Origin of the sequence: Caballeronia novacaledonica (assembly GCF_900258035.1) — a bacterium.
Taxonomy (GTDB): Bacteria; Pseudomonadota; Gammaproteobacteria; order Burkholderiales; family Burkholderiaceae; genus Caballeronia; species Caballeronia novacaledonica.
Window position 1 is genome coordinate 1 of record NZ_OGTP01000017.1, and the last position, 13953, is coordinate 13953.

Sequence of the window (13953 nt, forward strand, 5' to 3'; positions counted from 1 at the left end):
TGCGCGGCCATCACGGCCGGGCTCGTGTAGTTTTCCGACGCGATCAGCTCGATGTGATCTTCCTGGCGGCGGTTTTCATCGATGATGGCCGCCCAGAGTTCCGGATCGACGTTTTCAACGGTGCTGGTTGCGCGATTGAACATGATGGTTACCCATGTGAGAAGAGAACGGGATGCTGCGGGAACTCCGACTGTCCCGTATTCCATCGAAAGCGGGCGCGTCAGGATAGAAGATTTCCGACATCACGCTGGAACGCGGGCACCCGTTTGGTGCGCCCGTGCGTGTGCGCATCGCGCGACGCGCCTCGTCGCTGTGCACGAATCCGCGTCGAAGCCACGGAAGCCCCGTATTTCCGGCGTTGGCACGCTTATCGCATAACAAGTTTCAGGAGTGGCAGTCACAATCTGAAAATGGACGACTAGGGTTCCGGTCCGCATCGACGTTCGATGCGCGATGCTGGTCCGAGAGTTGTCGACCTCGAACGAGGTTACACGGCGGGACAAAAGCCCGGGAGAGAACGCGATGCGTCGCGCCGCTCCTGCCGTCGATAACCGTTTCCTGCGAGGTCAACCTCATGCGCGTCCGTTTTCTCGCCGCTGCCGCCGTCGCTCTCTCCGTCTGCTTCTCCACGCCTTCATTCGCTCAGGCCCGCAAGGACTTCAAGGTCTGCTGGACCATCTACGCGGGCTGGATGCCGTGGGGCTACGCGAAGACGCAGGGCATCATGTCCAAATGGGCGAAGAAGTACGGCATCAATGTCGATGTCGTACAGCTCAACGACTACATCGAATCGATCAATCAATACACCGCCGGCAAGTTCGACGGCTGCGCGATGACCAACATGGACGCGCTCACGATCCCGGCGACGGGCGGCGTGGACAGCACCGCGCTCATCGTCAGCGATTACTCCAACGGCAACGACGGCGTGCTCATCAAGGGCGCGGGCAAGAAGGTCGCCGATCTCAAAGGCCAGCCGGTCAATCTCGTCGAGCTTTCCGTTTCGCACTATCTGCTGGCGCGCGCACTCGAATCGGCGGGCATGAGCGAGCGCGACATCAAGACCGTCAACACATCCGACGCCGACATCTCCGGCGCATTCGCCACCGCCGACGTGCGCAACGCGGTCACATGGAACCCGATGCTCGCCGATCTGAAGGCGAAGCCCAACGTCACCGAAGTGTTCGATTCGAGCCGCATTCCGGGCGAGATCATGGACATGATGGTCGTCAACACGAAGACGCTGCACGACAACCCCGCGCTCGGCAAGGCGCTCACGGGCGCATGGTTCGAGATCATGCAGACGATGCACGGAACGTCGCCGGATAGCGAAGCCGCGCTCACGTCGATGGCCAAGGCCTCGGGCACCGATCTCGCGGGCTACAAGTCGCAGCTCTCGACCACCGCGCTCTTCTACACGCCGCAGCAGGCGCTCGACTTCGCGACGAGCCCGAACATGCCGAAGATCATGACGCGCGTCGCGCAGTTCTCGTTCGATCACGGTCTGCTCGGCAAGGGCGCGCCGAACGCGGGCGCGGTCGGCATGGCGTTCGAGAACAACGTGGTCGTCGGCAGCAAGAGCAATCTGAAGCTGCGTTTCGATCCGACCTACGTGCGCATGGCCGCGCAAGGCAAGCTGTGAGCGGCGCGGCGTTCTGAAGAGGAGAGGCCCATGCGGCTCATCAACCGACATCCCGGCCGCACCGGCAGTCTGATGCTGTTGCTGCTGCCGTTCATCGTGCTCGTCGCGGTGTACTTCACCGGCTCGTCGATGCGCCTGCAAGCGAATCCCGACGACAAGCTCTTGCCCTCCGCCACGCAGATGAAGAACGCGCTCGACGAGTACGCCTTCACGGAGGACAAGCGCACGGGTGAACACCTGATGCTGAGCGACACGGTATCGAGCATGAAGCGCCTCGGCATCGGGCTGGTGGCGAGTGCGGCGATCGCGCTCGTGTTCGGCATCGTGACGGGCTGCATTCCGCTCGCGGGCGCGACGCTTTCGCCGTTCATCACGGTGATATCGATGATTCCGCCGCTCGCCGTGCTGCCGATCCTGTTCATCGTCTTCGGCCTCGATGAATTGTCGAAGGTCGTGCTGATCGTGATCGGCATCACGCCGATGATGATCCGCGACCTGCAACAGCGCACGCGCGATATTCCCGAAGAACTGTGGATCAAGGCGCAGACGCTGGGCGCATCGAGCTGGACGCTGATCTTGCGCGTGATCGTGCCGCAACTGCTGCCGCGTCTGTTGATCGCGTTGCGGCTCGCGTTGTGTTCCGCGTGGCTCTTCCTGATCGCGGCGGAAGCGATTGCATCGACGGATGGCCTCGGCTATCGCATCTTCCTCGTGCGCCGCTATCTCGCGATGGACGTGATCCTGCCGTACGTCGCGTGGATCACGCTGCTCGCGTGGCTCATCGACGAAGCGCTGCGTCGCCTCACGCAATGGGCGTTCCCCTGGTACAACGGGGGCCGCGCATGATCGAAATCCGCAATCTGTGGAAGCAATACGACGATCAGGTCGTGCTGGAGCGGCTCAATCTGCGCATCGCGGAAGGCGAGTTCTGCTCGATGGTCGGTGCGTCGGGCTGCGGCAAGTCGACGTTTCTGCGTCTGCTGCTCGGCCAGGAACGCCCGACGCGCGGCGAGATCCTGCTCGACGGCGAGCCGCTTCCGGGCGAGCCGGACCCGCATCGCGGCGTCGTGTATCAGCGTTATTCGGTGTTTCCGCATCTGACCGTGTTGCGCAATGTGATGCTCGGACTCGAGCTGCCGCATGCGCGTTTCACGGGAAGGTTGTTCGGCGCGCGCCGTCGTCTCGCACGCGATGAAGCCGTCGCGATGCTCGCGCGCGTCGGCCTCGCCGATTCGCTCGACAAGTATCCGCATCAACTTTCGGGCGGCATGCAGCAACGCCTCGCGCTCGCGCAGGCGCTCGTGATGAAGCCGCGCGTGCTCCTGCTCGACGAACCCTTCGGCGCGCTCGATCCGGGCATCCGCCGCGACATGCACGAACTTCTGACCGGTCTCTGGCGCGAAGCCAAACTGACCGTCTTCATGGTCACGCACGACCTGAAGGAAGGCTTCACGCTCGGCAGCCGCGTGCTGGTGTTCGACAAGGTGCGCATCGACCCGCAAGCGCCGCAGGCCTACGGCGCGCGCATCACTTACGACATTCCGCTCGAACGCAACGGCGTGCGCGAATCGCAACCGGCGATAGACGTTCCGTCGCTGCTTGCCGTGCCCGCATGAATCGAAAGGACATCACACGACATGAACGAAATCCTGCTCGAAGAAACCATTCCCGGCGGCGGCCATGCGTCGCTGATCGTGAAACGCGGCCAGTTATTGCGCGTAACCGATGTGCGCGGCGGCGCGAACGTCGCGATGCTGCTTTTCAATGCCGCCGAAAAGAGCGAGCGTCTGAATCTTCCCGACACGCTCAAATGCCAGCACACCGCGAAGCTGACTCGCGGCCATTGCCTCTATTCCGACATGGGGCGCGTGCTCGCCGCGATCGTCGCGGATACGTGCGGATGGCATGACAGCCTCGCGGGTGTGTCGAATGCGGCAGAAGTATTCGAGAAGTATGGCGAAGGCCGCTATCAGGAATTGCGCAACGCGTTCTATCGCAACGGCGCGGACAACCTGCTCGTCGAGCTGGGCAAATGGGGACTCGGCATTGCGGATTTGCTGATGACGCTGAATCTCTTCAGCCGCGTGGACGTGACCGATGCGGGCGCGTTGAACTTCGTGCAAGGCAATTCGCAGGCGGGCGATTACATCGAACTGTATGCGCCGATGAACACGCTCGTCGTGCTGACGGCGATCCAGCATCCGCTCGACCCGAATCCCGAGTACGCGCCGAAGCCCGTGAAGCTCACGCTCTGCAACGCCGCGCAACAGGTCGCGGAAATCTGCCGCACGTCGTGCGATGAAAACACGCGCGGCTTCATCAATACCGAACGATTCTTTCTCTGAGCGGGAGACGCGCATGACTACATCCACACTCACGGCCAGCACGCTCGACCCCGCCGACGCGATCTTTCGCGAAACGCTGCCCGCTGGCGAGCCTTGGCTCAAGGCGCTGAAAGCGGGGCAGACCTTGCGCATTCGCGACGTCGAAGGCAATCAGGCCATCGACACGCTCTTCTACAGCGCAGCCGATCCGCGCGAACGCTACGACGCGCAACGTACATTGCGCCGTCAGCAAAGCCTCTATCTCACGACGGGCACCGTGCTCTATTCGAATCTCGGCAATCCGATGCTGACGATCGTCGCGGATACGTGCGGTCGTCACGACACGCTCGGCGGCGCGTGCGCGCAGGAAAGCAACACGGTGCGCTACGCGCTGGAGAAGCGCTACATGCATAGTTGCAGAGACAACTATCTGCGTGCCTGCGCGCATGACGGACGGCTCTCGAAGCGCGACATCGCCGCGAACATCAACTTCTTCATGAACGTGCCGGTGACGGCCGAGGGCGGCCTCACGTTCGAAGACGGCATTTCGGGCGCCGGCAAGTACGTCGAAGTGCGCGCGGAGATGGACGTGATCGTGCTGATCTCGAACTGCCCGCAACTGAACAATCCGTGCAACGCATACAACCCGACGCCGGCGGAGCTGACGATATGGAACTGAGCACCTTGCGCCACTGGCTCTACGTGGTGATGAAAGCACGCGCGCAGCGTCTTTTGCCGATGGCTCGCCGCTCAAAGTACGAAAGGCACTGAACGCCAACCTGCCGGGGACGACCCCGGCATGCACGCTCACGTGGCGGGACGGCCCGCCCACGCATTGAACATCCACTCATGTTCGACAAAGTCCTCATCGCGAATCGCGGCGCGATCGCGTGCCGCATTCTGCGCACGCTGCGCGAACTGAACGTCGCTGGTGTCGCCGTGTATAGCGAAGCGGATCGCGCGAGCCGGCACGTCAGTCTCGCCGATACCGCATGCAGCCTGGGCGATGGCGCCGCGAGCGTCACCTATCTCGACATCGCGAAGATTCTCGCCGTCGCGCGCGCGGAAGGCGTGCAGGCGATCCATCCGGGCTACGGCTTTCTGTCGGAGAACGCCGCGTTCGCCGAAGCGTGCGAAGCGGCGGGCGTTGCGTTCATCGGGCCGACGCCCGCGCAATTGCGCGCCTTCGGCCTGAAACACACTGCACGCGCGATCGCCGCCGAAGAGGGCGTCCCGATGCTCGAAGGCACGGGCCTGCTCGACGACATCGAAGCGGCGCTCGACGCGGCGCAACGCATCGGCTATCCGGTGATGCTGAAGAGCACGGCGGGCGGCGGCGGCATCGGCATGCGCGTGTGCCGTTGCGCCGACGAGCTCGTCGCGCAGTTCGATGTCGTCAAGCGTCTCGGCCAGAATAACTTCAGCGATGCGGGCGTGTTCCTGGAGAAGTACATCGAGCGCGCGCGGCATCTCGAAGTGCAGGTGTTCGGCGACGGCGCGGGCGAAGCCATCGCGCTCGGCGTGCGCGACTGCTCGGTGCAGCGGCGCAACCAGAAAGTGCTCGAAGAAACCCCCGCGCCGAATCTTCCCGAAGGCATGGAAGCCGCGCTCTGCGATGCCGCGATCCGCCTTGCGCGGGCGGTGTCGTATCGTTCGGCGGGCACGGTCGAATTCGTCTACGACAGCGACGCGGCGCGCTTCTATTTCCTCGAAGTGAATACGCGCCTGCAAGTGGAGCACGGCGTGACGGAGCAGGTGTGGGGCGTCGATCTGGTGCGCTGGATGATCGAGCTGGCGGCGGGCGCGTTGCCCCCGCTCGATACGCTTTCGCGCGATCTCGAACCGCGCGGCCACGCGATCCAGGCGCGTCTCTACGCCGAAGATCCGGGCCGCGATTTCAAGCCCTGTCCGGGGCTGCTCACCGACGTGTCGTTTCCATCGTCCGATGGCCGCGCGCTGCGCATCGACACATGGATCGAAGCGGGTTGCGACGTGCCGCCGTGGTTCGATCCGATGCTCGCGAAGCTGATCGCATGGCAACCGACGCGCGACGCGGCACGCCACGCGCTCGATGCCGCGCTCGACGCGACGCGCATCTATGGCGTCGAAACGAATCGCGGCTATCTGCGGCAGATTCTCGCGGATGCGCCGTTCGCGAGCGGTCATCCGTGGACGCGTTGTCTCGAAGGCTTGCGCTATCGCGCATCGACGTTCGAAGTGCTGAGCGGCGGCACGCAGACGACCGTGCAGGATTCTCCGGGAAGGCTGGGCTATTGGGCAGTGGGCGTGCCGCCTTCCGGCCCGATGGACGATCGCGCGTTGCGCCTCGGCAATCGCCTGCTCGGCAACGACGACGATGCCGCCGCGCTCGAAATCACGATGAGCGGCCCGGCGCTGCGCTTCAACACCGAAGCTGTCGTGGCGGTGACCGGCGCAGCGCTGCCCGTCATGCTCGACGACATCGCGCAGCCGATGGACACGACGTTCCTCGTCCCGGCCGGCTCCACGCTGGCGCTCGGCACGATCCGCGGCGCGGGCGCGCGTGCGTATCTGTGCGTGCGCGGCGGGCTGGATGTGGCGCGCTATCTCGGCAGCCGCAGCACGTTCACGCTCGGGCAGTTCGGCGGGCACGGCGGGCGCGCATTGCGTGCCGGCGACGTGCTGCATCTCCACGCGCTGACGAATCGCGACGCAGGCGCCATGTTGCCCGATTCACTGACCCATCGTCTGGACGATGTGCGCGTGCTGCGCGTGATCTACGGTCCGCACGGCGCGCCGGAATACTTCAGCGCGTCCTATATCGAACGCTTCTTCGACACCGATTGGGAAGTCCATTTCAATTCGAGCCGCACGGGTGTGCGCCTCATCGGTCCGAAGCCCGAATGGGCGCGTGCCGATGGCGGCGAAGCGGGACTGCATCCGTCGAACATTCACGACAATCCGTATGCGGTCGGCGCGATCGATTTCACCGGCGACATGCCCGTGATTCTCGGTCCCGACGGCCCGAGCCTCGGCGGCTTCGTGTGTCCCGTCACGGTGATCGAAGCGGACCTGTGGCAGATCGGGCAGTTGAAGGCGGGCGACAAGGTGCGCTTCGTTCCCGTCGATATCGCGACGGCGCGCACGGACCCCGCGCGACAAACGACATTGCAATCGCCGATCGTGCTGGACATCGGCGAAGGGCATGAACGGCTCGTCGCGCGTCTGTCCGGCGACACGCATCTGCTGCTCGAACTCGGGCCGCCCGAGCTCGATCTCGTGCTGCGCTTTCGCGGCCATGCGTTGATGCAATCGCTCGAAGCATCGCAACTGCGCGGCGTCATCGATCTGACGCCGGGCATCCGCTCGCTGCAGGTTCATTATCAGCCGGAACGCTTGCCGCTCGACGCGCTGCTGAAACACGTCGCGTCGGCATGGGAAAGCGTGCTGCTGCAAAAGGATTTGCGCGTGCCGTCGCGCGTCGTGCATCTGCCTTTGTCGTGGGACGATCCCGCGTGCCGGCTCGCGATCGACAAGTACATGACCACCGTGCGCAAGGACGCGCCGTGGTGCCCGAGCAACCTGGAGTTCATTCGTCGCATCAACGGGCTCGATTCGATCGACGACGTGAAGCGCGTCGTCTTCGATGCGCGCTATCTCGTGATGGGCCTGGGCGATGTCTATCTCGGTGCGCCGGTCGCGACGCCGCTCGATCCGCGTCATCGGCTCGTGACGACGAAATACAACCCGGCGCGCACGTGGACGGCGGAGAACTCGGTCGGCATCGGCGGCGCGTATCTGTGCGTGTACGGCATGGAAGGGCCGGGCGGGTATCAGTTCGTCGGACGCACGTTGCAGATGTGGAACCGCTATCGCGAAGTCGCGGATTTCGCGGGACGTCCGTATCTGTTGCGCTTCTTCGATCAGATCCGTTTCTACGAAGTCTCCGCCGATGAACTGCTGCGCATACGCGAAGCGTTTCCGCTCGGGCGTTATCCGTTGAAGATCGAGGAGACAGAGCTGTCTCTCGCGGATTATCAGGCGTTTCTCGATCGCGAAGCGGACGGCATCGCGCAATTCCGCGCGCATCAGCAAGCGGCGTTTCAGGACGAGCGGCAACGCTGGCACGAAGCGGGCAGCGACGAAATTTCGCTCGATGCGCCCGTCGCCGCCGATACGGAGATCGCGCCGCTCGCCGATGGTCAGATCGCCGTCGACAGCGAGATCGCGGGCAACTTGTGGCAGGTGCGCGTCGAGGCGGGCGCGAGCGTCGAAGCAGGCGACGTGCTCGTCGTCATCGAATCGATGAAGATGGAGATATCGGTCATCGCGCCGTGCGCGGGCATCGTCGGCGAGATTCACGTCGCGCCGGGCGCGTCGGTGCGCGCGGGGCAGCGCGTCGCCGTGATCGAACAGTGCGCGTGACGCGCGTCATATCAACGCATTCAAGGAATCATCGGACATGGATTCATTCGACCTGCGACTGCCCGCTCTGCGCGCGGCGTATCGCGAAGGCCGCGCGACGCCGCGCGAGTTGATCCGCGCGTTGCGCACGCGCGCCGCCGCGTTGAACACGGACTATCGGCTCTTCATTCATCTGCTGAACGACGACGAAATCGAGCCGTATCTCGCGGCGCTCGACGCACGCGACATCGATTCGCTGCCGCTCTACGGCGTGCCGTTCGCGATCAAGGACAACATCGATCTCGCAGGCGTGCCGACGACGGCCGCGTGCCCCGCGTTCGCGTACACGCCGGAACGGTCGGCGACGCTCGTCGCGCAATTGATCGCGCTCGGCGCGGTGCCCATCGGCAAGACCAATCTCGACCAGTTCGCGACCGGCCTGAACGGCACGCGCTCGCCTTACGGCAAGTGCCGCAACAGCGTTCTCGCGGACTATCCGTCGGGCGGATCGAGCGCGGGATCGTCGCTGGCCGTCGCGCTGGGCGTCGCGAGCTTTGCGCTCGGCACCGATACCGCCGGCTCGGGCCGCGTGCCCGCCGCGCTGAACAATCTCGTCGGCACGAAGGGAACCAAGGGCCTGCTCTCCACGGCGGGCGTCGTGCCCGCCTGCCGCACGCTCGATTGCGTGACGTATTTCACCGTCACCGCGAGCGAGGCGAGCACGCTGCTCGCGCTCACGGCGGCCCACGATCCCGCCGACGCCTACAGCCGCGCGAATCCGCAATGGAACGATGCGGCGGCGTTCGGCAAGGTCGAGCGCTTTCGTTTCGGCGTGCCGCGTCAGCTCGAATTCGCCGGTTGCGACGAAAGTCCCGCGCTCTTCGCGAACGCGCGCGCGGCGCTCGAAGCGATCGGCGGCGAGGCGGTCGAGATCGATTTCGCGCCGTTCATCGAAGCCGCGCGCCTGCTCTACGAAGGGCCGTGGGTCGCGGAACGGTATAGCGTCGCGGGCGCGCTGATGGAAGCGCAGCCGGATGCCGTGCTGCCCGTGATCCGCGACGTGCTCGCGAAAGCGCCGGGCGCCACCGCCGTCGATGCGTTTCGCGCGCAATACAGACTTCAGGCGTTGAAGCAGCGTTGCGACGCCGTGCTCGCGGATCTCGATTGCGTGCTGACGCCGTCGATTCCGCGCGCGGTCACGCTCGCCGAACTGGAGCGCGATCCGGTCGGCGCGAATTCGCTGCTCGGGCATTACACGAACTTCATGAATCTGCTCGATTACGCCGCCGTCGCGACGCCCGGCGGTTTCATGCGCAACGGCCTGCCGTGGGGCGTGACGCTGTTCGGCCGCGCTTTCACCGACCAATATCTGCTGAGCGTCGCCGATGCGTTGCATCGCAAGCTCGCCGTGCCGCTCGCCGGCGGCGCGCGGCAGGACACCGATGCGCCCGCGCGCCCCGCGCGTGACGACAGGATGAAGCTCGTCGTGTGCGGCGCGCATCTCGCGGGCTTGCCGCTGAACGGGCAACTGACCGCACGCGGCGCGCGCCTCGTCGAAGCGACATCGAGCGCGCCGCGCTATCGACTGCATGCGCTTGCGGGCGGGCCGGTTCAGCGCCCCGGCATGACGCGCGACGAAGCGAACGGCGCGGCGATCGCGGTCGAAGTGTGGTCGTTGCCGAGCGCGGAAGCCGGCTCCTTCCTCGCGAACATTCCCGCGCCGCTCGCGCTCGGCAAGGTCGAACTCGCGGACGGCCGCTGGGAAACCGGCTTCGTATGCGAAGCGCATGCGCTCGAAGACGCAATCGACATCACGCGATACGGCGGCTGGCGCGCATGGCTCGAGCGCGCCGTGTGAGCGTTCATCGGTCGAGCACGGCGGCGAGCGAGCGGCGCTTCGTCGCGAACGATGCGAGCACCGCCATCCCCAGCGCCGACAGCAGCACGCCGAGATGCATCGCGCCGGCCGCGCCCGCGCGATCGACCGCGATGCCGCCCGCGAGCGAGCCCGCCGCGATCGCCGTCTGCACCGCGCTGACGAAGAGCGCCGATGCCGCTTCCGGCTGCTTCGGCGATGTCAGTTGCATCCAGACACTCAGGCACAGCGGAATCGCGCCATACGCGACGCCCCACGCGAGCACGCCCGCCACGACCGCGCCCGCCACGTGCGCGAAGGCCGGAAGCGCGAGCAGCGACGCGATGACGAGCGCGGTCGTCGCGGCGAGCGAGAGACGCGGATGCGACTTCACGAACGCCGACGCGACGAAGTTCGACAGGAAACCGACGATCCCGAAGCCGAGCAGCAGTGCGGTGACCCAGGCCGCGCCGAGCACGGCGTCGACTTCGAGAAACGGCGCGATATACGTGTAGGCGCAAAAGTGCGCGCCGAACAGCAACGCGACGAGCAGGAGGCTGCGCAACACGGTCGTGCGCGCGAGCATGCGGCCGAAATCGCCGATGCGTGCGGCGGCGCGCGGCGGCAAGTCGGGCAGCAGCATCGCCTGGAGGAGCAGCGCGGCGAGCGCGAGCGCGGCCGTCGCGAAGAACGAGACGCGCCACGTCGACAGTCCCGCGATGAACGTCCCGAGCGGCACGCCGATGACCGTCGCGAGCGTGATGCCCATGAAGATGGTCGCGCTCGCGCGGGCGCTTTCGTCTTCCGCGACGATCTGTCCGGAGACGCCGAGCGCGACGGTCCAGAATCCGCCGAGGCTGACGCCGAGCAAGGCGCGGCCGGCGAGCATCGTCGTGAAGTCGGTGGCGAGCGCCGAGACGCCGTTCGATGCGACCAGCGCGGCCGACAGCAGAAGCAGAATCAGCCGCCGGTTCAGGCGTCCCGCGACGAGCAGCAGAACAGGCGCCGAGATCGCGGCGATGATGCCCGGCGTCGTGGTCATGAGACCGGCCGTGCCGGGCGTGACGCCGAGGTCCGCCGCGATCGACGGCAGCACGCCGACGGGCATGTACTCGGTCGTCACGAAAGCGAACGAGCCGAGCGCGATGGCAAGCACCGCGAGCCAGCGCCGGCTGGCGCTGGGCGAAGAGGCATTCATATCGGGAACTCCGGCGAACGGAAAATCAGGCGGCGATGGCCTGCTCGTCGAGGAACGGATAGTCGGTGTAGCCCGCGTCCGTGCCGCCGAAGAACGTCGCGCGATCGTACGGATTGAGCGGCAAGTGCTTGCGCAGGCGCTCCGGCAGATCCGGATTCGCGATGAAATGCCGCCCGAACGCGACGAGATCCGCGTCGCCGCTTTGAAGGATCGCTTCGGCGCTGGCGCCGTCGAAGCCGCCCGCCACGATGATCGGCCCACGGAAATGCGCGCGCAGCGTCTTCGCGGCGACCGGTGTCTGATCTTGCGACGCGTCTTCGACATTGCCCGCGATACGCGGCTCGATCAGATGCAGATACGCGATGCCGAGCTTGTCGAGTTCCGTCGCGACGTAGGCGAAGAGCGCCTTCGGATCGCTGTCGGACATATCGCCCCACGAGCCGCTCGGCCCGAGCCTCACCGCGACTTTGTCCGCGCCCCAGACATCGATCACGGCGCGCGTCGCGTCGAGCAGCAGGCGCGCGCGGTTCGCGATCGGGCCGCCGTATTCGTCGGTGCGCCGGTTGCTGCCGTCCTGAAGGAACTGGTCGAAGAGATAGCCGTTGGCCGCGTGCAGCTCGACGCCGTCGAATCCCGCCGCGATGCCGCGCGCCGCCGCCGCACGAAAATGCTCGACGATGCCCGCGACTTCCGCCGTCTCCAGCGCGCGATTCGGCGTGTTCGGCACCCAGCCCGCCTCGGTGTACGCGACGCCGCCGTGCGCTACTTCCGACGGTCCGACCGGGCGGCCGCCATCGGGCTGCAACTGCGCGTTCGACTGCCGGCCCGCGTGATAAAGCTGAAGAAAGATGCGCCCGCCTTTGGCGTGCACGGCATCGGTGACGGCTTGCCATCCGGCGATCTGGCTGTCGTCGTAGAGACCGGGCGCGCCGAGATAGCCGTTGCCTTCCGGTGCGGCGATGGTCGCTTCGCCGATCAGCAGCGCGCCGGGCGACGTGCGCTGTGCGTAATATTCGGCCATCAACGGGCCGGGACGCGCGTCCGATTCGGCACGCATGCGGGTAAGCGGGGCGAGCACGACGCGATGGCCGAATTCATACGAGCCCACTTTGACGTTCGAAAACAGTTTGGACATTTCGATCTCCACAATTCCAGGTAGCGGTTGCGTGACGCCGACGACCGGCGCCGCTTGACCCGAAATGTAGACGCGACGCAGCCCCAGAAAAACCGCCCGCGAGTTCGGGCACCGCGGACACGCATGTCCGTAATCGCGCCTCGCCCAGCCGTGGCGGTGAAGGAGCGATTGTTTGGGCGAGCAGAACAGTCATGTCGTTTCTGCCGCATTTATCCACGCCACAGCCGTTCCGATAATCCACGCCACCTTTCGGAGATTGGAAACATCATGGAAACAACACACATCGAGCCGTTGCGCGTGGGCGTGATCGGCGTCGGCAACTGGGCGCGGCATGGGCATTTGCGCGTGCTCGATCTGCTGCCGGAGTACGCGTTGCAAGCCGTGTACAGCCATCGGCGCGAGGCTGCGGAAGAGGCGGCGCGCGAATACCGGATCGGGCGCGTGGCGGCGTCGATCGATGAACTCGTCGAGAGCGACGACATCGATCTCGTCGTCGTGCTCAACACCGCGCCGCAGCATGCGGAAACGGTGAAGCGCGTGATCGCGGCCGGCAAGCACGTCTACTGCGAATGGCCGCTGACGACCACGCTCGCGGAATCGAAGGAACTGCTCGCGCTTGCCGAAGCGCGCGGCGTGCGGCATGTCGCCGGCTTGCAGCGAAGGCTCGCGGCGCATAACCGTTACCTGCGCGATCTCATCGCGGAAGGGTATGTCGGCGAATTGCGCTCCGTGCGCATGCATGTCAGCGTGAATTACTTTCAGGCGATCCGTTCGCGCGCGCTCGAATGGACGGTGCCGCCAGAAAACTTCTCGTCGATCGTGTCGATTTACGGCGGCCATTTTCTCGACATGCTGCTCGACGCGACCGGCTGGCCCGTGTCGATCGCGGCGCTCACGCCGAATCAGTTTCCGGTCGTGACGATCAGGGAAAGCGGCGTGTCGATGGCGACGAGCGCGCCCGATCAGCTCGTGCTCGCGGGCGCGCTGAAGGGCAACGCGGTGTTGTCGGTGCATATCGAGGGCGGCAAGCGCAGCGGGTCGGGCGTGCAGATCGACATCACCGGAACGCAAGGCGACTTGCGTATCACGAATACGTCCGCGTTCGGCGATGTGGGCGACGACTACCGCATCGCCGGCGCGCGTGGCGACAAGGCGCCGCTCGAAACGCTCGATGTGCCGGAGCGTTATCATCGCTTGCCGGAATCGGGCTTGCCTTCCGCCGTGCTCGAACTGGCCGAACTGTACCGGGCCTACGCCCGCGACGCGGCGCACGGCACGCGCAGCGCGCCCACTTTCGCCGATGCCGTGCGCATGCACGACCTGATCGATCGCGCGCAGGCATCGCATGCCTTGCGGCAATTCATGGCGATCGAATCGGCGGAATGACGGAGAAACTTGCGATGAACGCGTCATCGACCG

Annotated in this window: 10 protein-coding genes, 1 pseudogene and 1 riboswitch; of the genes and pseudogenes, 8 read left to right on the plus strand and 3 right to left on the minus strand. The window is 65.5% G+C overall.

The annotated features are described in order from the left end of the window. A pseudogene (gene glyA, locus NOV72_RS21660) lies at positions 1–143 on the minus strand (serine hydroxymethyltransferase); the annotation flags it as partial. A 264-nt stretch (positions 144–407) separates the two neighbouring features. Next, positions 408–516, plus strand: a riboswitch (guanidine-I (ykkC/yxkD leader). 58 nt (positions 517–574) lie between these two features. Here glyA and NOV72_RS21665 point away from each other — a divergent pair. The 7 genes from NOV72_RS21665 (at position 575) to atzF (ending at position 10204) form a co-directional block, all read left to right on the plus strand. After that, positions 575–1639 (plus strand): putative urea ABC transporter substrate-binding protein, encoded by a 1065-nt coding sequence (locus tag NOV72_RS21665; RefSeq protein ID WP_106856628.1) that lies wholly within the window; start codon positions 575–577, stop codon positions 1637–1639. Between the two features lie 30 nt (positions 1640–1669). Next, positions 1670–2485 (plus strand): ABC transporter permease, encoded by an 816-nt coding sequence (locus NOV72_RS21670; RefSeq protein WP_106856629.1) that lies wholly within the window; start codon positions 1670–1672, stop codon positions 2483–2485. After that, positions 2482–3255, plus strand: a complete 774-nt coding sequence (locus NOV72_RS21675) for an ABC transporter ATP-binding protein (protein ID WP_106856630.1) — start codon at positions 2482–2484, stop codon at positions 3253–3255. Before NOV72_RS21670 ends, NOV72_RS21675 begins: the two co-directional genes overlap by 4 nt. A gap of 21 nt (positions 3256–3276) precedes the next feature. Further along, positions 3277–3984: an urea amidolyase associated protein UAAP1 gene (locus tag NOV72_RS21680; RefSeq protein ID WP_106856631.1), complete on the plus strand. Its 708-nt coding sequence runs from the start codon at positions 3277–3279 to the stop codon at positions 3982–3984. Between the two features lie 13 nt (positions 3985–3997). Next, positions 3998–4642, plus strand: coding sequence for an urea amidolyase associated protein UAAP2 (locus NOV72_RS21685; protein ID WP_106856632.1), 645 nt, complete (start codon positions 3998–4000; stop codon positions 4640–4642). A 170-nt stretch (positions 4643–4812) separates the two neighbouring features. Then, a complete protein-coding gene (gene uca / locus NOV72_RS21690) occupies positions 4813–8367 on the plus strand; it encodes an urea carboxylase (RefSeq protein WP_106856633.1) in 3555 nt (1184 codons plus the stop codon). Positions 8368–8404: 37 nt separating this feature from the next. Next, positions 8405–10204 carry an allophanate hydrolase gene (gene atzF / locus NOV72_RS21695; protein ID WP_106856634.1) on the plus strand — a complete coding sequence of 600 codons (1800 nt, stop codon included), beginning with the start codon at positions 8405–8407 and terminating at the stop codon, positions 10202–10204. 4 nt (positions 10205–10208) lie between these two features. Here atzF and NOV72_RS21700 read toward each other — a convergent pair whose 3' ends face one another. Further along, complete coding sequence (locus NOV72_RS21700; protein WP_106856635.1) at positions 10209–11399, minus strand: MFS transporter; 1191 nt, start codon at positions 11397–11399, stop codon at positions 10209–10211. Positions 11400–11424: 25 nt separating this feature from the next. Beyond that, positions 11425–12534: an alkene reductase gene (locus tag NOV72_RS21705; RefSeq protein ID WP_106856636.1), complete on the minus strand. Its 1110-nt coding sequence runs from the start codon at positions 12532–12534 to the stop codon at positions 11425–11427. A gap of 267 nt (positions 12535–12801) precedes the next feature. On the opposite strand from NOV72_RS21705, the gene NOV72_RS21710 reads away from it, so the two are divergent. Then, complete coding sequence (locus NOV72_RS21710) at positions 12802–13920, plus strand: Gfo/Idh/MocA family oxidoreductase (protein WP_106856637.1); 1119 nt, start codon at positions 12802–12804, stop codon at positions 13918–13920. Positions 13921–13953 lie beyond the last annotated feature (33 nt).

What these genes read in the sequence shown, in the direction of transcription:
- NOV72_RS21665 (WP_106856628.1), top strand. Translation starts at nt 575, where the DNA reads ATGCGCGTCCGTTTTCTCGCCGCTGCCGCCGTCGCTCTCTCCGTCTGC.
- NOV72_RS21670 (WP_106856629.1), top strand. Translation starts at nt 1,670, where the DNA reads ATGCGGCTCATCAACCGACATCCCGGCCGCACCGGCAGTCTGATGCTG.
- NOV72_RS21675 (WP_106856630.1), top strand. Translation starts at nt 2,482, where the DNA reads ATGATCGAAATCCGCAATCTGTGGAAGCAATACGACGATCAGGTCGTG.
- NOV72_RS21680 (WP_106856631.1), top strand. Translation starts at nt 3,277, where the DNA reads ATGAACGAAATCCTGCTCGAAGAAACCATTCCCGGCGGCGGCCATGCG.
- NOV72_RS21685 (WP_106856632.1), top strand. Translation starts at nt 3,998, where the DNA reads ATGACTACATCCACACTCACGGCCAGCACGCTCGACCCCGCCGACGCG.
- uca (WP_106856633.1), top strand. Translation starts at nt 4,813, where the DNA reads ATGTTCGACAAAGTCCTCATCGCGAATCGCGGCGCGATCGCGTGCCGC.
- atzF (WP_106856634.1), top strand. Translation starts at nt 8,405, where the DNA reads ATGGATTCATTCGACCTGCGACTGCCCGCTCTGCGCGCGGCGTATCGC.
- NOV72_RS21700 (WP_106856635.1), bottom strand. Translation starts at nt 11,399, where the DNA reads ATGAATGCCTCTTCGCCCAGCGCCAGCCGGCGCTGGCTCGCGGTGCTT.
- NOV72_RS21705 (WP_106856636.1), bottom strand. Translation starts at nt 12,534, where the DNA reads ATGTCCAAACTGTTTTCGAACGTCAAAGTGGGCTCGTATGAATTCGGC.
- NOV72_RS21710 (WP_106856637.1), top strand. Translation starts at nt 12,802, where the DNA reads ATGGAAACAACACACATCGAGCCGTTGCGCGTGGGCGTGATCGGCGTC.